Raw genomic sequence first — 19,746 nt, forward strand, 5'->3', positions numbered from 1 at the left:
TTTTTTTAGTTTTCAGTCTCAGTCTCAGTCTCAGTATTCAGTCTCAGTATTCAGCGCAAACTGTAAACTACGACTGCGACTGTAAACTGAGACTGAATACTAAATACTGCGACTAAAGCAACCTTCTGTGGTAATTTATTTGCCCTAAATGATAGGCCAGATGTGTGGAGAGATGAACCAAAAAGAAACCTGTTGTCATTTCTTTTTCGAATACAATTTGCGGATAAATGGCTTCGAGATCTTCTTCAGTTAAAGTATCGAAGGCATTATTTACTACTATAATAGTGTCTTCTATTTTGGTTATTAGCTCTGATTTTGGAATATCTTTTAAGGAAAACTCCAGAGGACGATTTCTAACATAAGCTGTTTTCCCAATTTCTGCTCCAATATAAGTATTGATGTTACCGATAAGATGTAAACATAGATTTCCTGACGAATTGGAAATGTTCTTGTCAATTACCCAAATCTGATTTTCATTTTGATAAGATTCGATTTCAACTTTTAATTTGTTGAGATCACGGTTGAAAAGTGATCTTAGCGTTTCAATTAGCATAATGTTTTTTTTTTTTGCCACAGATTTTAAAGATTAATCTGTTTTTTTTAATTAAAAATTATAGGGAAATTCAAATTTTAGTCAATGTTGCGTAATTGTTTAGAATGATCAGATAATCTTTTTAATCAGTGAAATCTGTGGCAAAAATTAAGCTTTATTAATTATCGGAATCCAGATTTCTTCTTCAGAATCCGGATCTTCTTTTTTGTATTGGTCGCCCATTACAGCAAAATGCGGCCTTTCGTCTACTGTATATGCTGAGTTTGGCAGCCACTCTACAAAAATAGAATGATAGGTTTTATGTCCTTCGCTTTGCGGACCTTTATGTACAAAAACAGCATATAATCCGGTTGGAATTATTAAGGTTTCCATTTCTGCAGGAATTTTTTCGAAATCAGAAACTTCGACCGCTGCCCATTTTTGAAAGCTGTTGTTGGGATCGAAATTATCAAAATGGCCGTTAGGAAAAACTTCAAGCGAATATAAATTCGAATCAATTGAGTTTTTGATTTCTTTTCGTTTTGGCATGAAGGAACTCCATAATTGAAACGTTTTATTTTCGATAAACGACATATCAATGTGTTTACCAATTAGTTTTTTCTCGGATAAAATTTCAATTCTGGCTTCCATAATTCTGATTATTGTATTTTGAATTTTTTTGTGTCAATTTCACTAAGCGAAAAATAACCTAACGGATAATTGGCTTTATCGGTGGTATTGATTATGTTTCCTTTTACAGTTGCAGGTGGTGTCTGAAAAGGCCCACCAACGTTGCTTCCGGCAATGCTTACCAAAATACTCATATAGTTATAGTATTGTTTCGAAATTCCGTAATGTGTGATTTCGATTTCATTGCCAATTTCTAAATCGTCGTCATCTGATTTACTGAAATATTCATTTCCTTGAAAAAACTTATCTTCAGACACATAGTAAGTTGAGGTCACTTTATTTGAATAGACATATTTGTACAAATAAAAATTATCTGCATCGGCAGGATCGTTATAAAAAGCCCTGACTTCAATTTCGTCGCCTGTAATACCTCCTTCATTATTTTGTTCGATTCGGGTAATTGGCGCTACTGATTTCATTGTTTCAGTAGCAGTATAAGTATTACCGTTACTGATTACGGTTAAGGTGTAATTTTCGTCGATTACAGGAATAAAGTTTGTGCATACATATCGTCCGGTTTTATTGACTTCTACAAAGTTAAATTGTTCGTTTTTGCTGTTTTTTATAAAAATCGTTGCGCCGGAAACTGTTGGAATTACGTTTTCGAAATAGCCGGTTGTGGTAGACAATTTTATAGTTTGCTGTTTTCCTAGCGTTCCTTTTTGCCAGTTTATTGCCGCTTCGATTACTAATTTTGGAGGTGCAGTATCGAGATCAACATCAACGACTTCCTCACAACTTGCGAAGAAAATCGAAATAAAAAGTGCCAATAATAAGGTTGCTTTTTTCATGATATATCTTTTGTTTTCTTTTTACGGAAAATTATTTTTAAAATTTAAAATTGTAACTAACAGCAGGAACAATCCCGAAGATAGAGGTTTGTACAGCTTCATTTGCTCCGGTATCAACATTTTGGCGAAAGTTGATAGACGCAGCATTATGACGATTGTATAGATTATAAATGCTAAAAACCCATTCGCCTTTCCAGTTTCTGTCTTTGTTTTTTCTTGGTGTTAAAGTTGCTGAAATATCTAAATGATGATAAGCAGGTAAACGATTTTCATTTCTTTGTCCGTAATTAGGAATCGTGATTCCTAAATATTCGTACTGACCGTTTGGATACGAAACAGGCTGACCGGATTGCAAAGCAAAGTTAGCACCAAATGACCATTTCTCGTTTAATGTATAAGCCGATGTAACTGCTAAATTATGAGTTTTGTCGTAAGCAGAATTGTACCATTGCCCATTATTAATTCCAGTTTCCTCAGGAGTTCTGCCAGGAGTTTGTTGTTGTGATTTTGATAACGTATAGGAGATCCAGCCGTTTAGTTTGCCTTCGTTTTTCTTGACCATAAACTCTACACCATAAGAGCGCATTCTTCCGTTAAGGATTACTTGTTCGATGGCATCGTTGGCAATCAAATCTGCGCCATCAATATAATCCAATCTGTTTTGAATTTTCTTGTAATAGGTTTCAACTTCTACAGAATAGGCACCGTCATTAATATTTCTAAAATAACCCAACGCTACCTGATCCGCAATTTGTGGTTTGATGTAATTGTCGCTTGGCATCCAGACATCAAGCGGAGTAGGTGATGAAGTATTTGATATCAATTGAAGATATTGCGCCATTCTGTTATAACTCGCTTTTATCGATTCGTCATCGTTTAATTGATAAGAAGCTGAGAATCGCGGTTCTAAATTATTATAACTTTGGATTTTCTTGTTTTTACCAAAATACTGAGTCGATGTTGGTGTCGCTTTTTCGTAAATCTGCATATCAGTATTGAAAATAACAGGTTCATTATTATCATAATAATTGATTGTTGAAGCTCCTAAACGATAAAATAAACTGTAACGTAATCCGTAAGAAATTGTAATTTTTTTCGAAAGCTGATTTTCTGCTTCAATATAAACAGAGGGTTCAAAAGCGTATTTTTTATCTAACTGATCCGGATTAATTCCTGAAGTCTCGTTTGTTGGTTTGATTGTTCCGGGATTAAATTCATAATAAATACCGTTTAGACCATAATTCAATTTGAATTTATCAGAGATGTAATTCTTGAAATCGTATTTGATATTGTAGTTCTTAATTCCCGAATCCCATTTGAAACCTACGAAATCCAGGTCTAAACCATAATAGTAATCACTATAAATCAAAGATAAATTCGCAAACAATTTGTCCGAATATAAATGATTCCAACGCAGGTTTAAGGTGGCGTTTCCGTATGTATTGGTAAAATTTTTATTGAGACTAAAAACGTCGCGACCGAAATAACCGGATAAATACAGACTGTTATTATCGTTTAGTTTATAACTTAATTTTGTGTTTAAATCATAAAAATAAGCCGAGTTGTCTTTTTGATCTTCTGATAGTTTTAAAAATAAATGCGCATACGAAGCTCTTCCGCCAATTAAAAAAGATCCTTTGTCTTTTACAATCGGACCTTCTGCCAGGATTCTACTCGAAATTAAGCCGATTCCTCCATTTACATGAAATTCCTTGCTGTTTCCGTCTTTTTGATAAATATCCAAAACAGATGAAGCTCTTCCGCCATATCGTGCAGGAATTCCACCTTTGTATAATTTTAAATCTTTTATAGCATCGGGATTAAAAACAGAGAAAAAACCAAATACGTGAGAAGAGTTAAAAATTGTTGCCTCGTCTAATAAAATTAAATTCTGATCTGCACCGCCGCCCCGAACATTAAATCCTGAAGCGCCTTCGCCGGCATTTGTAACACCAGGAAGCAGTAAAATCGATTTAAGAACATCGACTTCTCCCATTACTACGGGCATTTTTTTTATGGTGGCAATAGAAAGTTTGTTGGCGCTCATTTCTGGCGATTTGATATTGATTTTGCCTCTGTTGTCTTTTATTACAACTTCCTGAAGTTCTTCGCCACTTTCATGAACTGCAAAATTGTTTTTAGTATTTTGATTTAAGGTAATTGTTTTTTGAATGGTTTGATAACCAACGTAACTAATCTCGATTTCATGTTCGCCCTTGGGAACAGTTAGCGAATAGAAGCCGTATTCATTGGTAGTCGTTCCGATTTTTAAAGCGGGAATGTAAACATTTACACCAATCAGGGTTTCATTGTTTTTAAAGTCAGTGATTGTTCCGCTTAAAGTGAATTTTTCTTGAGAAAATGAAGTTAAAGTCGTTATAAGGAGGATAAAAATAAGGCCAATTTTTTTTGTAATCATTGTCTTGTATTTGAAGCACATAGTTAATAATTCTTAATAAATATTATTGCAGAACTTTTGTTAAACATTAGTTAAGAATATTTTCTTTTTGTTACAGGTTTTCAATGCTTTAATGTTTCTTAATTTAAAAATCCTTTAAAGTGCTTTTTCTTCTTTAAGGCTGAATAGAAACTGAGAATATTGATCTGTTTCTTCATTTATTCCAAAAAAAAAAGACAACCGTTTAAAGTTGTCTTTTTCATATTTATATAGAGATGCACTGTTGTATATCTCATTGGTATTCGATTATTTTATTTCAGCAATAATTGCGTTGAATGTTGCGCTAGGACGCATTGCTTTGCTCACTAACTCTGGAGTTGGCTGATAGTAACCACCAAGAGTTTGAGGTTTTCCTTGTGCACCAATTAATTCAGCATCGATTTTAGCTTCGTTAGCTTCAAATTTAGCTGCAATTGGAGTGAAAATTGCTTTTAATTCAGCATCTTTATTTTGAGCTGCTAATGCTTGTGCCCAGTAATAAGCAAGGTAAAAATGAGAACCGCGGTTATCAATCTGACCCACTTTACGTGCAGGAGATTTGTCGTTTGCTAAGAATTTGTCGTTAGCTTCGTCAAGAGTTTCAGATAAAACAATTGCTTTAGAATTATCTAAAGTTTGTCCTAAATGCTCTAAAGAGGCACCAAGCGCTAAAAATTCTCCTAATGAATCCCAACGTAAATATCCTTCTTCTGTAAATTGCTCAACGTGTTTAGGAGCAGATCCTCCGGCACCAGTTTCGAACAATCCACCACCATTCATTAACGGAACGATCGATAACATTTTAGCTGAAGTTCCTAATTCTAAAATTGGGAATAAGTCAGTTAAATAATCACGTAAAACGTTTCCTGTTACAGAGATAGTGTCTAATCCTTTGATGATTCTGTCTAAAGTAAATTCAGTAGCAGCAATCGGGTTAAGAATACGGATATCTAAGTTTGTTGTATTGTGGTCTTTTAAATATTTTTGAACTTTTGCAATCAATTCTCTGTCATGCGCTCTGTTTTCGTCTAACCAGAAAACAGCAGGAGTATCAGATAAACGAGCTCTGTTTACGGCAAGTTTAACCCAGTCCTGAATAGGAGCGTCTTTTGCCTGACACATTCTGAAAATGTCATTAGCTTCAACGTCTTGCTCCATTAAAACTGTTCCTTTATTATCAACTACACGAACAACTCCGTCTCCTTTTATTTGAAAAGTTTTGTCATGAGATCCGTATTCTTCTGCTTTTTGAGCCATTAAACCTACGTTAGGAACACTTCCCATTGTTTTAGGATCAAATGCACCGTGTTTTTTACAGAAATCGATAGTTGCAGTATAAATTCCAGAATAAGCACGATCCGGAATAAGAGCGATTGTATCTTGTTGTTTTCCTTCTTTATTGTACATCTGTCCAGAAGTACGAATCATTGCCGGCATAGACGCATCAACAATAACATCAGATGGAACGTGCAAGTTTGTAATTCCTTTATCAGAATTTACCATTGCCAAAGCTGGACCGTTTTCGATCGCTTTAGTAATATCGGCTTCAACTTCAGCCTGCTCAGGTCTTCCTGCAATTTTTGCATAGATATCACCTAAACCATTTCTCGTATCAATATTTAATTCAGCAAATAAAGCTTCGTATTTTTTGAAAAGATCAGCAAAATAAACTTCAACGATAGCGCCAAAGATAATTGGATCTGACACTTTCATCATTGTAGCTTTTAAGTGCACAGAAAGTAAAATACCTTCTTTTTTAGCATCTGCAATTGCATCAGCAGCAAAAGCTTTTAATTTTTTTAAACTTAAAACAGAACTATCTATTATCTCACCAGCTTTAAGCGGAGTACTTGCTTTAAGAACAGTTGTTGTACCATCTTTTGCAACAAACTCGATTTTTACATCATCAGCGTCTGAAACAGTAAGTGATTTTTCACTTCCGTAGAAATCACCGTTTGGCATAGAAGCAACTTTAGTTTTTGAATCAGCAGACCATGCACCCATCGAGTGTGGATTTGCTTTTGCAAAATTCTTAACTGCTCTTGGCGCTCTACGATCAGAGTTACCTTCACGTAAAACAGGGTTTACAGCAGAACCTAAAACTTTAGCATATTTTGCTTTAGTTTCTTTTTCAGCATCGTTTTGAGGATCTTCCGGAAAATCAGGGATTTTGTAACCGTGAGATTGTAATTCAGCAATAGCCGCTTTTAATTGAGGTACTGATGCTGAAATGTTAGGTAATTTGATGATGTTAGCTTCAGGTTGTGTTGCTAATTGCCCCAATTCTGCCAATGCATCTCCAGTTTTTTGAGCATCTGTTAAAACTTCAGGAAAATTTGATAAAATTCTACCTGCCAAAGAGATGTCTCTAGTTTCAATTGCAATACCAGCAGTAGCAGTAAATGCCTGAACAATAGGTAAAAAAGAATAAGTCGCTAATAATGGCGCCTCATCAGTTAAGGTGTAATAGATTTTTGAATTCTGTGTCATTTTTTTTTTTTTTTTTATAATCGTATTGCCAGGATGCAGCAATGTAAAAGGTATAGTCGGCTCAGAATGAGCGGAGCAAATATAATAAAAACAGTCCGAAAACGGTGTAGTTTTGCTGAGAAATGCCGAAATTATCAGATTGTTATTTCGAGGTCTTTAAATTATCAAATCGATGATTTTGGTATTAAAAAATTACAGTTTTGATGAATCATAAGTAAAAGCATAACATTTCAAAAAAGGAAAAGACTAAAGTTGTAAAAAAACATTTTAACCTTTGATTATTTTGTATGAAAAGTCGTGTTTTTTATTCAAAAGCAACAAACGTATCACAAATGTAAGATACATTGTTTAATATGTTTTTTTACTTGTTGTTTTGTTTCGTCGGAACATTTCATTGGTAGTCCAATAAATATGATATTTTTTTACGTTCCGTAGGAACGTTTGATTTTGTAAAATAATATTGGTAAAAACAGATACAGATTGCCTGTAAAATTTCTCAAATGTCCCAATGGGACGATGTTTCTCACGATGCTTTTTTTTTTTTCTACCGATGAGATGTTCCGATGAAACACAATCTAAAATACCTTAACTTAATGGCATTGATTTCGCACAATCTCAGAAAACTAAAAGCTTTTATAGAAATGATTGCCATAGCCCCGATAGAAGTGGAAATCCTTTTGTGCCGGTCCCGATAGCTATCGGGAGGCACAAAAGATTGAAATGAATTGCTTCGCCAGTTCGCTCTTTCAGGCTCAGGTGCGGGATTAGCTCCTGAAAAAGATTAGGCAGTATCAAAAAAAAACTCGTTTCAAATAAATGAAACGAGCTTTTTTATAACAAATAGATAAATGATTATCTTCTTTTATCTTTAATCTTAGCTTTTTTACCAGTAAGTTCTCTGAAGTAGAAAATTCTAGCTCTACGAACAGCTCCTTTTTTGTTGATTTCAATTTTCTGTAAAGCTGGTAAGTTTACTGGGAAGATACGCTCAACTCCAATAGCTCCAGACATTTTACGGATAGTAAAAGTTTCTGTGTTACCAGAACCTCTTCTTTGAATAACAACTCCTTTAAAAAACTGAGTTCTTGTTTTTTCACCCTCTTTAATTTCGTAGTAAACTGTGATAGTATCTCCAGCTCCGAAAACAGGGAAATCTTTTTTAGCAACTAATTCGGTTTGAACGAATTTCATTAAATCTGCCATGATATCTTGTAATTATGGTTTTTTATATAGAGCAACATTCACGGATCTCGCCAGAGGTTAGTCTAATTCGGGTGCAAATGTATAAAATAATTATGAATTATAAATTGTTAATTATGAATTATTTTAAGTTGTTGATAAAAAGAGGGTTAGTTGCGGTTTTTAGTCGCATTCTTAGTACTTAACTGTAATCAAATTCACTGAAAACTGAGACTGCGACTGAAAACTATTCCTGAAGTAAGTCAGGTCGTCTGTTTTTCGTATGTTCATACGCCATATCCTCACGCCATTTATCAATTTTGGCAAAATGACCGCTGGTTAAAACATCCGGAACTTTCCATCCTTTATAATCTGCCGGTCTTGTATATATAGGTCCTGAAAGTAAATTATCCTGAAAACTATCTGTCAAGGCTGAGGTTTCATCGCTTAAAACACCCGGGATTAATCGAATTAAAGCATCAGATAAAACCAAAGCGCCTAATTCTCCTCCGGATAAAACGTAATCTCCAATCGAAATTTCTTTGGTAATAAAATGATCGCGTACACGTTGATCTACGCCTTTATAATGTCCGCACAGGATGATAATATTTTCATACATCGACATTGTGTTGGCCATTTTCTGATTAAGCGTTTCTCCGTCAGGTGACATATATATGATTTCGTCGTATTCACGTTCGCTTTTCAAATGTGTAATGCAGGCATCAATTGGCTGAACTGTCATTACCATTCCGGCGCCTCCTCCAAAAGGATAATCGTCGACACTTTTTTGTTTGTTTGTAGTATAATCACGTAAATTATGAAAGTGTACTTCGACCAAACCTTTGTCTATAGCACGTTTCATAATCGAAGCCTCAAACGGACTTCTTAATAATTCAGGCAAGATCGTTATAATGTCAATTCGCATTTTTTTTCTTAAAAGAGTTCTAAGCGGCAAAGATACAAAGTTAATTTTTGGGAATTTTAAAGATTTGAAAAATGAAATTTTTAAAAAATAGCTAAAGAAAAATATATTTATTGAAGATATAATAATTTATCAATTAACAATTTGTTAAACAATTAAATATGTTGAGATTATGTAAGACAAAAGTTTTTTTATGTAATTTTATAATGCCTCTTTTCGTCTAATATTATATTGTAAATCATTTACTTAAAAATAATTATTATGATAAGAAAAATATTTTTGTTGCTTGCAATTTTCATTTTACATTCCTGTTCGTCTTCAAAAAATGCCGGTGAACAATGGGTAGGTCAGACTAAAAAAAGTCTAATAAAGAGTTGGGGAACGCCAATACGGAGCATTGATAATGCTGAACAAGGCGAAATTCTTATTTATGGAGAACAAGTTTATGCAAATGTTAATAATGACGAAGGATCAAGAATAGCGGGTCCAAATTACTGGAACTATACTTATATATATGTAAATAAGGAAGGAAAAATTTATTCGTATAAAAAGGATAAACAGCAGCACACACCTCAGGAACTGGCTGTAAACTAATTATTTACAAATTTATTTATCTTAGAGATTGCAATTTTGTTATTGCAATCTCTATTTTTTTTATATATTTAAATCATTGTAAGTTGATTTATAGTGATTTAAAAAGAAGTTATGAAAAAAGGGATCATTCTTATTGTAGTCTTTCTGGTTATTTCCTGCAATAATCAAAACCAATCAAAACCTATGGATGTTTCAAAAAACGAGCAATTAGTAAAACAATATTTTGAGTATTTTAATAATCATGACTGGAAAAAGATGGCAGAAATGTATACCGAAACGGCTGATTTTAAAGATCCTTCTTTAGGGCAGGGAATTGTAAAGCAAACACGCCAGGAAATACAAAATAAATACGCAGAATTGAATAAATTGTTTCCTGATTTACATGATAAAGTAGTTCAAATTTATCCATCGGGGCAAAAACATATTATTGTAGAATTTGTTTCGACAGGAACGGCGCCGGATAATTCAAAATTCGAATTGCCTATTTGTACAATATTTACAATTGAAAACGGATTAATTACCAAAGATTTTACTTATTTCGATAATTTTGATGAAGGTGAGGAGTAGGTTAGAATTGTAATGTTGTATAGTTCCTACGGGTAATGTGATTAAGTTAAGCTTTTTTAACGCAATCTTGTCAGGCTGAGCGTCCCGAGGCTTCGGGAGAAGCCCATAAGTAACTCGACAAAGAAAATTTTACCGCAAAGTTCACAAAGAATTACGCAAAGTATGCAAAGTTTTGTGAATTACGCTTTGCTCTAAGATCACAAAGGGATTGTGTTTAAGGTATAATTTATTTTGAGTGGCAGAAAGGTTATGGAACTTTTTCATATAGCAAATCATAGTTAAATGCTGTAATTAATTATATAGAGAATCAGGAAGTACAGATAAAAAGAAAACTTTTAGAGAAGAATATATTGACTTTCTTGAAAAATTTGAGGTAGATTTTGATGAAAAGTTTATTTTTAAGGAATTAATTTAAAATTGGTTTTTTAAAAATAAGCTAAAAAAGTAAATGAAAAAAATAATCCTCTTCCTGCTGATAATATTCTGTTCCTGTAACAAAGAAAAAGTAAAAGAAATCCGAAAAGAGACTTTAAATGATACTTCAAAAGAAATTCCTGAGGAAGCGTCATATTTTAAACAAATCAAAAATAATGACGTTAAATTGGGTGAACCAGTTTATGGAGATTGGTTGTATACCCGTAAAGAAAAAGGGCAAACTTTTGATCAGTATTTCCGGTCTAAACATATTGTTCCAACAAGCGATGCAAATATTATTTACATTCGGCCTATCGGGAATTTTAATGCTTTACAAAAGAAACAAATTGAGCTTCTCAATGAATATTTAGAAATTTACTTTCAATTAAAAACCAAAACTTTAGATCCAATTTCGAATGATGTAGTGCCAAATTCTGCCAGAAGAATGAATTATGGCCATGAACAGTTATTGGCCGGTTATCTTTTGAATGATGTTTTAAAAGAAGAAAAACCTTTAAACAGGATTGCTTTAATGGGGCTTTCAGAACTTGATTTGTATCCCAAACCAGAATGGAATTATGTTTTTGGTCTGGCCTCTTATCGCGATAAAGTGGGAGTGAGTTCAATTTACAGATTGCAGGATGGCGAATTAACTTCTGAAAATTTTGATCTTTGTTTATCGCGATTACTTAAAATAAGCTCGCATGAAATAGGGCATATGTTTGGCTTGCATCATTGTATCAATGCAAATTGTGTCATGAATGGCACCAATAGTATGGAAGAAACCGACAGGCATTCTATCAGGTTATGTTCTGTTTGTCAAAGAAAACTGAATTCCTGCATAGCATATGATAATAAAAAGAGATTAACTGACTTAGAAAAATACTTTAAAAAGAATAACTTAAAAGACGAATTTGGTTTAATGAAAAAAGATCTTGAAATTATTCGATAAATAGAAATGAAAAAAATAAAAATATTTGCCATAACAGGCAGCACGCGAAAGAACTCAAGCAATTACAAAATTTTGAAATATATTTCACAAGAAATTAAAGATTCATTTGAGGTTGAAATATTCGAAAATATAGATAAACTTCCTCATTTCAATCCGGATTTAGACACCGAAAATCTGCCTGAAGAGGTTGTTTCTTTTAGAAATAAAATAGAAAAAGCTGATGGAGTTATCATTTGTACTCCGGAATATGTTTTCAGTTTGCCGGGAAGTTTAAAAAATGCATTAGAATGGTGTGTTTCTACCACTATTTTTTCAGGTAAAAAGACAGGTTTAATTACCGCTTCGGCTTCCGGAGAAATGGGACATGAGCAATTGATTTTAATAATGAAAACGCTGGAAGCTAATCTAAAAGATGATACTCAATTATTAATATCTGGTATTCGTGGAAAAATTAATGAAAAGGGAGAAATTACAAATGTAGAAACCGGTGATAATCTGCAAAATTTTATCAGTCATTACGAAAATCAATTTTCAGTATCTTAACAATCAATTAATTGATTAGTTTTACTTTTCATCTTTTTAAACAAAAATGATCACAAGAAGAAACTTTATAATAAACACAAGCCTGGCTGCAGCAACAGTTTTGGCTTTGCCATCATTAGCTTTTACTATGGATAAAAAAGAAATAGGTTTGCAATTATACACCTTGCGTGACGAACTTCCAAAAGATGTAAAATCAACTTTAGAGAAAGTCGCAAAAGCAGGATATAAAACAGTCGAAACGTATGGTTTTTCTATAAAAGATCAGTTTTGGGGATTGACTCCAATTGAGTTAAAAAAGATCTTAGATGCAAACAATTTAAAAACTCCAAGCGGACATTATAATTTAGGAAGCTTTTTATATGATGGAAATTTAGAAGAAGTTAAAGCTGCGATTGAAGCTGCTCAGATTTTAAAAAACGAATATTTAACCGTTCCCTGGGTTGATGAACCTTATAGGAATGATTTTCATAAGATTGCTGCTCGTTTAAACGAAGCCGGAAAAATGTGCGCAGCTGCGGGTTTAAAATTAGCGTATCATAATCATGATTTTGAGTTTCAAAAACAGGACGGAATTACGGGATATGAAATTTTATTGAAGGAAACAGATCAGGATTTAGTTTCTTTTGAATTGGATTTGTATTGGGTGGTTCGCTCAGGAAATGATCCCGTTAAATTATTCAAAGAAAATCCGGGACGTTTTAAATTGTGGCATGTAAAAGATATGGATAAGGTAAATCCGTCTTTAAATACAGAAATAGGTTCAGGATCTATTGACTTTAAAACTATTTTTAAAGAGGTAAAACAATCGGGGATGAAACATTTTTTTGTAGAGCAGGAGAATAATTATAATCCAAATGCTTTTGAAGCGATTAAAACGAGCTGTGATTTTATTTTAAAACAATTGATTTAGGTTGAAATAATTTAAAAATGTATTTTTGTAGGAATAAAAGTAGAAAGACATGCAAAGTTTCGGAACAAGCAAAGAATTTATAAAAGGAGATGACATAGAGTGGGAAGTAGTTGGTGAAGGTATCAAGCGCAAAATTCTGGCGTATGACGACAGAGTAATGCTGGTAAATGTTCATTTCGAAAAAGGCGGAGTTGGTACTTTACACGAACATTATCATACTCAGGTTACTTATGTTTCAAGCGGAAAATTTGATGTAACAATCAACGGAGTTACGCAAACCTTAAAAGAAGGCGATAGTTTTTATATTCCGCCTCATGCAATTCATGGAGTTGTTTGTTTAGAAAGCGGACTTTTGACAGATGTTTTTAGCCCAATTCGTGAAGATTTTATGCAGCCATAAGGTTTTAAAAATCAATATTTTCTCGGGAATAATCTTCTGATTTATTTCAAGGGTTGAAAAATTTATAGATTTTTTAAAGTTTTGATAAAGATTAGATTGGTATTTTTGCAAAATGAATTTATCCAAAACGAATGTCTTATTTATGGCAGCTTGCACTGGACTTATAGTTGCAAATCTGTATTACTGCCAACCTTTAATTGTATTAATTGCCAACGAATTTAAAATTCCTGAAGCCAGCGCAGGAACAATAACGTATCTAACTCAGGCCGGTTATGCTATCGGATTGTTTTTTATGGTTCCGTTGGGTGATAAACTGGAACGAAAAAAGCAAATTCTGATTACTACTTTTGCCTCGGTCATTGCTTTAATTCTTGCCGCAACAGCAAAAAGTTTCTTTCTTTTACAAATAGCTTCTTTATTAATCGGAATCACTTCGATTGTACCACAGCTTATTTTGCCTTTGGCTGCATCATTAAGTGCACCTGAACAAAGAGGTAAAGTTGTAGGAACCATCATGAGCGGATTACTTGTAGGGATTTTATTATCAAGAACTTTAAGCGGATTTATTGGTCAGGTTTTGGGCTGGAGATCGATGTTTTATATCGCATCGGGAATTTGTCTTTTGATCTTTTTTGTTATTCAGAATAAATTCCCAGTCAATAAACCTCAGTTTCAGGGAACGTATGGCCAGCTTATTAAATCTCTTTTTACACTTATAAAAACAGAGCCTGTTTTGCGTGAAGCCACCATGATTAATGTGTTTAGCTTTGCTCAATTTGGGGCTTTCTGGACCACAATGGTTTTATTGCTTTCGGGAGAACCTTTTGGTTTTAATAGTGCCACAATTGGTTTATTTGGGATTGTAGGTGCTTCAGGAGCTTTAGCGGCGCCTTTAGTGGGAAAAATGGGAGATAAAGGAGGTTCTAGAGTTGCTGTTGGTTACGGTTGTTTATTGATTTTAATTAGCTTTTTGATTTTTTATTTTTCAATAGAAAGTGTCATCGGAATCGCGATTGGAATCGTTTTTATCGACATAGGAATTCAGGGAGTTCATATCTCAAACCAAACCAGAGTGTATTCATTGCTTCCCGAAGCCCGAAACAGATTAAACACTGTATTTATGTCCTTTAGCTTTTTAGGAACAGCAGCCGGATCAGCTTACGGATTATTATTATGGAAATTGGGCGGATGGCATGCCGTAACTATTGGTTGTGTTGGTTTATCAGCTTTAGCATTTACAGTTTACGGTCTTACTTATAAATCAATCCCGAAGCCTCGGGATAAAAAATAGAAAGCACAAATTGATATAAAATTAATTTGTAAATTTGCATTTAAATTAAAAATAACAACATGGAAAACGGAATATACGCTAAATTCAACACTAGTAAAGGTTCGATTTTAGTAAAACTAACTCACGATTTAACACCGGGAACTGTAGGGAATTTTGTAGCTCTTGCAGAAGGAAATATGGAAAATAAAGTAAAACCTCAAGGACAAAAGTTCTATGACGGATTAACTTTTCACAGAGTAATTCCTGATTTCATGATTCAGGGTGGATGCCCAAAAGGAACTGGAACTGGAGATCCTGGATATAAATTTGATGATGAATTTCACCCAAGTTTAAAGCACGATCGTCCGGGAGTTTTGGCAATGGCAAATTCAGGACCTGCAAGTAACGGTTCTCAATTTTATATCACTCACGTTCCAACTTCTTGGTTAGACGGAAAACACACTGTTTTTGGTCATGTTATCGAAGGTCAGGATATCGTTGATGCTGTAGCTCAAGGTGATGCTTTAGAAAGTGTTGAGATCATTAGAGTTGGAGAAGAAGCTGAAAAATTTAATGCTATTGAAGCTTTTGTAGGTCTAAAAGGTGCTCGTCTAAAAAGAGATGCAGCTTTAAAAGCAGAATCTGAAGCAAAAATGGAGCAATTGGCTGCTGGTTTTGATAAAACAGAAAGCGGTTTACGTTATAAAATGATTAATAAAGGTGAAGGTAAAAAAGCTGAAGCGGGTAAAACTGTTGCAGTTCATTACGAAGGATCTTTAGAAAACGGAAAAGTTTTTGATTCATCTTATCCACGTAAAAAACCAATCGAATTTAGATTAGGTCAGGGACAAGTTATCGAAGGATGGGACGAAGGTATTGCTTTATTACAAGTAGGTGACAAAGCTCGTTTCGTAATCCCGTCTGACTTAGCTTACGGAGCTGCAGGAGCAGGAGGAGTTATCCCGCCACACGCGACTTTGATTTTTGACGTTGAATTAATGGAAGTAAAATAAGAAAACGACATACAATTTAGTATTGTTTTAAATAATTATCCCATGGGCTCCGGCGTATGGGATTTTTTTATATTTACTCAAAAATATAGAAAAACGATGAAATCAAAAATCTTAATCCTTGCGGCTGTAACATTACTTTTAGTTTCGTGCGGAACTCAAAAAACGGCTTCGGTTGCAACAACAGAACCTGTGCCAGTATTCGATACGACAAAAACCGTAGCATTAACTCCAGAGTTAGAAGCAGGTAAAAACTTGTATGAAAACAGTTGTGCGAGATGTCATAAATTGTATGACGCGAAGAAATTTACTCAGGAAGAGTGGAAACCAATTTTAACAAGGATGCAGAAAAAAGCGAAGTTAGATGATACTCAGATGGCTTCGATTTCAAATTATATCACTTCTCAATTGTAAGAAGTCTTTAATCTTAGATTCATAAAACTATTCAGTAAATTATTTATTGGATAGTTTTTTTATTTAAAATAGAACATAAAAAAACACCTTCACGAGTGAGGTGTTTAAAAAAATTAAGAGTTTTCTTCAGCTATATTATTAACTGCAACTATTTTTAGTGTTTTTATTCCGGCAGGTAGTTCCCAATCGACTTCATCATTTTCTTTAAATCCAATAATAGCAACACTTAAAGGTGCGAGTATCGAAATTTTGCTTTGTTTTAAATCTGCATATGAAGGCAAAACGATCTGAATTTTCATTTGTTTCTTTGCTTTTACATCTTCGATCGTGACATAAGAATTGATTCTTATAATCGAGTTGTCCAGTTCGCTTTCTTTGCTAATTACCGCTCGGTCTAATTCTTGCGAAAGCTGATTCGCTTCTTTAGCATTTGTTGAGTTTTTACTTTTTGATATCAATTCTCTTAAAAAATGATAATCTGTTTTACAGAAAGTGGGTGTTGGTTTCATAACTATGTTTTATTTTATTATTATTAATTTATTTTGAATGTCAACGTTTTGTTTAATTTCTTTTTGCAGGCTTATAAATGCATAATTTCTATTTCAAAATGCGTTATGCAAATCGAAATTTTGAAATAATGTATGTTTTGGAAATTTTTGATTGAAAGAACCAAAAAATTACTTGAGAGAGTATTTACTCTTTCAAATAAAATAAATGATTAAATCGTGGTATAAATCCTCCGCCTGAAAGAAGAAATTTGAAATAGACGGAGGCCTAATTGATAAAGGCCTTACTATGACTAATAAATACAGCAGTAAGCGGCTTTCTCGTTAGAGAAAACAGCAATGTTAAAGCCGTAAATATATTTATAGTGCTCACAATGAGAATAATTAATTTGATCTGCAAAGATAGGTAAACTTTTTGAAATAGCTATAATTGTTTATTTCCATTTGATATTGCATCCAATACTTGGCTTTTGCGGCTCTTTTAAACTTCTGTTATAAATCAGAGCATCAATAGCGCTTCGAAGATCCGTTCCGCTTAAAGGGATTCCGTTTCCGGGTCTTGAATCATCCAGCTGGCCACGGTAAAACAATTTGTCCTGATCATCAAATAAATAGAAATCAGGAGTACATGCCGCATCAAAACCTTTGGCAACTTCCTGGCTTTCATCATATAAATAAGGAAAATCTATTTTGTTTTGAAAAGCAAACTCAGTCATTAATTCTGGCGAATCCTGCGGGTATTTTTCGACATCGTTACTAGAAATGGCAACAACACCAAGTCCCTGAACACGATAATCATTAGCAATCATCACGATTTCGTTAATAACATGAAGTACAAACGGACAATGATTGCAAATAAAAATGACTAATGTTCCCTTTGATCCCTTTAAATCTTCAAATGAATAGTCATTATTAGAATTAGTATCTTTTAGTTTAAAGTCTGGAGCAATTGTTCCAAGAGGTAACATATTCGAAGGAGTGCGTGCCATTTTTATACAAAATTAGTTATTCAAAAATAGCCTTAATATTCTGTAAAAGAAAGAAGACAAGAACAAAAAAAATATCCAAAGAAGATTTTAAAAAGTTCTTTGGATATTCCTGACTATTAATGCTGATTTATGAATTCAAAAAGTTCAGTAAATCGTTATTTAATTTGTCTTTATCTGTATAAAATAATCCGTGTGGTGCGCCTTCGTAAACAATATAAGTATTTTCGCGTATGGCTTTTGCTGCTTTTTTTGATGTCAGTTCGATTGGAACAATTTTGTCATCGTCGCCGTGAATAATTAAGGTTGGAACTTTTATAAAATCCAATTCTTCTCTAAAATCAGTATATGAAAAAGATTCAGCACATTTTAGAGTTGCACGAGGAGAAGCAAACGAACACAATGTTCTGTAATATTCTAATAATGGCGTGCTTAAAGGTTTATTGATAATATTGATACCAAAGAACGTTTTGCCAAAATTATCTACAAATCCAATTCTGTCTTCTTTGATGGCACTTGCTGTAGTTTCGCTTTTTTCTTTTGGATGCCCATCAGGATTATCACTTGTTTGTAATAAAAACGGAACTACCGAAGAAATTAAAGCTGCTTTTGTAACTCCTTTTCCGCCGTAACGGCTAAAATAACGAACCACTTCACCTCCGCCCATTGAGAAACCCACAAGGGTTGTATTTTCTAATTGAAGCTGCTCAATAATTTCTTTCAAATCATCAGTCAAAGTATCATAATCATAACCATCGTAAGGTTGAGATGATTTACCAAATCCTCTGCGATCATAAGCTATAACCCTGTAATTGTTCTGAACTAAAAAATCGATTTGGTACTCCCACATTTCATTAGAAAGAGGCCAGCCATGAATTAAAATTACTGGTTTTCCTTTTCCGTAATCCTTTACATATAAGCTAACATTTTTTGCAGTTTTTATATATTTATCTGTATTTAGTTCGTGGATATCAAAATCAAAATCTTTTAAAGAGTGGTCGGCATTTAAGAGAGTGTTTTCCATTTCTATATATTTTTAGAGTTAGCGTAATAATTTGATTCGTAAATTTAGACGCTAGAGTAAAAAAATAGGTTATAGAATTAGTACTAATAGTTACAAAATTAATAGGTTTGTAATTCAACAATACCCAAAAACACAAATGGATTTAACCTGGAATGAATTTGAAAGAACCGATATGCGTGTCGGAACCATTATAGAAGTAAACGATTTTCCTGAAGCAAGAAAACCGGCATATCAGCTCACAATTGATTTTGGTGCTGAAATCGGCATTCGAAAATCATCGGCACAAATTACCAAACGCTATCAAAAAGAAGATTTAGTAAATCGACAAATTGTAGCAGTTGTAAATTTTCCAAGAAAACAAATAGCCAAATTTATGAGTGAATGTTTGGTTCTTGGCGCTGTAGGCGAGGAGGGAGACGTAATTTTATTAGCGCCTGATTTTAAAATAGAAAACGGTCTTAGGATTAGTTAGTTTATTAGTATTCAGTGTTCAGTTTTTTAGTATTCAGTTATTTTCTCAATTTAAGGTGAACACTAAAAAACTGAACACTGAATACTATTCTATAATTTCAATTAACTGCTGTAATATCAATTGTCCTTCTTCCCAGTATTTTAAATCAGAATCGGAGTTGATGTGTCCTTTTTGTCCAACGTTTACAAATTCACTTCCCCATTGCGTTGCGAAATATTGTTTTCTTTCGAAAGAGGCGTAGGGATCATTTTCACTTGCTACAAGAATAGTGGGAAAAGGTAATTTATAAATAGGCATTGGCGAAAAATTACGAATAATTTCAGGAGTGTGCTGAGGTGAATCAACATCGGCAGGAGCTACTAATAAAGCACCAACAATGTTTTTATTTGAATTTGAGGCAGCCCAATGTAAAACTAAAGAAACCGCTAAGCTATGTGCCACAAGAATCGTTGGTTTTTTGAGTTTAGAAACTTCTTCATTCAATCTTTCGAGCCATTCTTCGCGAATGGGTTCGTCCCAATTGTCTTGTACTAAACGTATAGAATTTTCGAATTTTTTATGCCAAAAGGTTTGCCAGTGTTTTTCGCCGGAATTTCCTAGTCCGGGTAATATTAATAATTGTGTTTCCATTGCCGTGGATTTA

At 33.6% G+C, this 19,746-nt stretch carries 21 protein-coding genes and 1 pseudogene; 11 read left to right on the forward strand and 11 right to left on the reverse strand.

The window, feature by feature from the left end; translation table 11 throughout:
* Nucleotides 1-112: 112 nt before the first annotated feature.
* The 7 genes from LNP81_RS12600 to trmD all read right to left on the reverse strand — a co-directional run bounded on the left by LNP81_RS12600 (nt 113) and on the right by trmD (nt 9,044).
* Nucleotides 113-553 carry a DinB family protein gene (locus tag LNP81_RS12600; RefSeq protein ID WP_230040908.1) on the reverse strand — a complete coding sequence of 147 codons (441 nt, stop codon included), beginning with the start codon at nt 551-553 and terminating at the stop codon, nt 113-115.
* Nucleotides 554-700: 147 nt separating this feature from the next.
* Nucleotides 701-1,183 (reverse strand): GyrI-like domain-containing protein, encoded by a 483-nt coding sequence (locus tag LNP81_RS12605; protein WP_230036294.1) that lies wholly within the window; start codon nt 1,181-1,183, stop codon nt 701-703.
* Nucleotides 1,184-1,191: 8 nt separating this feature from the next.
* Nucleotides 1,192-2,013 carry a DUF4249 domain-containing protein gene (locus LNP81_RS12610; protein WP_230036296.1) on the reverse strand — a complete coding sequence of 274 codons (822 nt, stop codon included), beginning with the start codon at nt 2,011-2,013 and terminating at the stop codon, nt 1,192-1,194.
* Between the two features lie 37 nt (nt 2,014-2,050).
* On the reverse strand, nt 2,051-4,432 hold the full coding sequence (locus LNP81_RS12615; RefSeq protein ID WP_230036298.1) for a TonB-dependent receptor: 2,382 nt from the start codon (nt 4,430-4,432) through the stop codon (nt 2,051-2,053).
* Between the two features lie 285 nt (nt 4,433-4,717).
* Nucleotides 4,718-6,940, reverse strand: a complete 2,223-nt coding sequence (locus LNP81_RS12620) for an NADP-dependent isocitrate dehydrogenase (RefSeq protein ID WP_230036300.1) — start codon at nt 6,938-6,940, stop codon at nt 4,718-4,720.
* 852 nt (nt 6,941-7,792) lie between these two features.
* Nucleotides 7,793-8,143, reverse strand: a complete 351-nt coding sequence (gene rplS / locus LNP81_RS12625) for a 50S ribosomal protein L19 (RefSeq protein ID WP_055098496.1) — start codon at nt 8,141-8,143, stop codon at nt 7,793-7,795.
* A gap of 223 nt (nt 8,144-8,366) precedes the next feature.
* A complete protein-coding gene (gene trmD, locus LNP81_RS12630; RefSeq protein WP_230036302.1) occupies nt 8,367-9,044 on the reverse strand; it encodes a tRNA (guanosine(37)-N1)-methyltransferase TrmD in 678 nt (225 codons plus the stop codon).
* Between the two features lie 258 nt (nt 9,045-9,302).
* On the opposite strand from trmD, the gene LNP81_RS12635 reads away from it, so the two are divergent.
* The 10 genes and pseudogenes from LNP81_RS12635 (at nt 9,303) to LNP81_RS12675 (ending at nt 16,115) form a co-directional block, all read left to right on the forward strand.
* Nucleotides 9,303-9,635, forward strand: coding sequence for a hypothetical protein (locus LNP81_RS12635; protein WP_230036304.1), 333 nt, complete (start codon nt 9,303-9,305; stop codon nt 9,633-9,635).
* Nucleotides 9,636-9,746: 111 nt separating this feature from the next.
* A complete protein-coding gene (locus tag LNP81_RS12640) occupies nt 9,747-10,202 on the forward strand; it encodes a nuclear transport factor 2 family protein (RefSeq protein WP_230036306.1) in 456 nt (151 codons plus the stop codon).
* A 227-nt stretch (nt 10,203-10,429) separates the two neighbouring features.
* Nucleotides 10,430-10,617 (forward strand): annotated as a pseudogene (locus tag LNP81_RS27525) (IS200/IS605 family transposase); the annotation flags it as partial.
* 33 nt (nt 10,618-10,650) lie between these two features.
* Nucleotides 10,651-11,568, forward strand: coding sequence for an archaemetzincin (locus tag LNP81_RS12645; protein WP_230036308.1), 918 nt, complete (start codon nt 10,651-10,653; stop codon nt 11,566-11,568).
* A gap of 6 nt (nt 11,569-11,574) precedes the next feature.
* Nucleotides 11,575-12,111, forward strand: a complete 537-nt coding sequence (locus LNP81_RS12650) for an NADPH-dependent FMN reductase (RefSeq protein ID WP_230036310.1) — start codon at nt 11,575-11,577, stop codon at nt 12,109-12,111.
* Between the two features lie 46 nt (nt 12,112-12,157).
* Nucleotides 12,158-13,021, forward strand: a complete 864-nt coding sequence (locus tag LNP81_RS12655; RefSeq protein ID WP_230036312.1) for a sugar phosphate isomerase/epimerase family protein — start codon at nt 12,158-12,160, stop codon at nt 13,019-13,021.
* A 49-nt stretch (nt 13,022-13,070) separates the two neighbouring features.
* The gene (locus LNP81_RS12660) at nt 13,071-13,421 is read left to right on the forward strand and encodes a cupin domain-containing protein (protein ID WP_230036314.1); all 351 of its coding nucleotides are present in this window, start codon (nt 13,071-13,073) and stop codon (nt 13,419-13,421) included.
* Between the two features lie 142 nt (nt 13,422-13,563).
* On the forward strand, nt 13,564-14,712 hold the full coding sequence (locus LNP81_RS12665) for an MFS transporter (protein WP_230036316.1): 1,149 nt from the start codon (nt 13,564-13,566) through the stop codon (nt 14,710-14,712).
* A gap of 59 nt (nt 14,713-14,771) precedes the next feature.
* Complete coding sequence (locus LNP81_RS12670) at nt 14,772-15,704, forward strand: peptidylprolyl isomerase (RefSeq protein WP_083694978.1); 933 nt, start codon at nt 14,772-14,774, stop codon at nt 15,702-15,704.
* Nucleotides 15,705-15,800: 96 nt separating this feature from the next.
* Nucleotides 15,801-16,115, forward strand: a complete 315-nt coding sequence (locus LNP81_RS12675; protein WP_230036318.1) for a cytochrome c — start codon at nt 15,801-15,803, stop codon at nt 16,113-16,115.
* A gap of 113 nt (nt 16,116-16,228) precedes the next feature.
* Here LNP81_RS12675 and LNP81_RS12680 read toward each other — a convergent pair whose 3' ends face one another.
* The 3 genes from LNP81_RS12680 to LNP81_RS12690 form a co-directional block, all read right to left on the reverse strand.
* Complete coding sequence (locus LNP81_RS12680) at nt 16,229-16,624, reverse strand: GreA/GreB family elongation factor (protein WP_230036320.1); 396 nt, start codon at nt 16,622-16,624, stop codon at nt 16,229-16,231.
* A 431-nt stretch (nt 16,625-17,055) separates the two neighbouring features.
* Nucleotides 17,056-17,610: a thioredoxin family protein gene (locus tag LNP81_RS12685; RefSeq protein WP_230036322.1), complete on the reverse strand. Its 555-nt coding sequence runs from the start codon at nt 17,608-17,610 to the stop codon at nt 17,056-17,058.
* A gap of 127 nt (nt 17,611-17,737) precedes the next feature.
* A complete protein-coding gene (locus tag LNP81_RS12690; protein ID WP_230036324.1) occupies nt 17,738-18,631 on the reverse strand; it encodes an alpha/beta fold hydrolase in 894 nt (297 codons plus the stop codon).
* Between the two features lie 136 nt (nt 18,632-18,767).
* Here LNP81_RS12690 and LNP81_RS12695 point away from each other — a divergent pair, with 136 nt between their 5' ends.
* Nucleotides 18,768-19,103 (forward strand): tRNA-binding protein, encoded by a 336-nt coding sequence (locus tag LNP81_RS12695; RefSeq protein WP_230036326.1) that lies wholly within the window; start codon nt 18,768-18,770, stop codon nt 19,101-19,103.
* An 84-nt stretch (nt 19,104-19,187) separates the two neighbouring features.
* Here the strand turns inward: LNP81_RS12695 and LNP81_RS12700 are convergent, their stop codons facing one another.
* Nucleotides 19,188-19,733: an RBBP9/YdeN family alpha/beta hydrolase gene (locus tag LNP81_RS12700; protein WP_230036328.1), complete on the reverse strand. Its 546-nt coding sequence runs from the start codon at nt 19,731-19,733 to the stop codon at nt 19,188-19,190.
* Between the last annotated feature and the right edge of the window lie 13 nt (nt 19,734-19,746).

Origin of the sequence: Flavobacterium piscisymbiosum (assembly GCF_020905295.1) — a bacterium.
Taxonomy (GTDB): Bacteria; Bacteroidota; Bacteroidia; order Flavobacteriales; family Flavobacteriaceae; genus Flavobacterium; species Flavobacterium piscisymbiosum.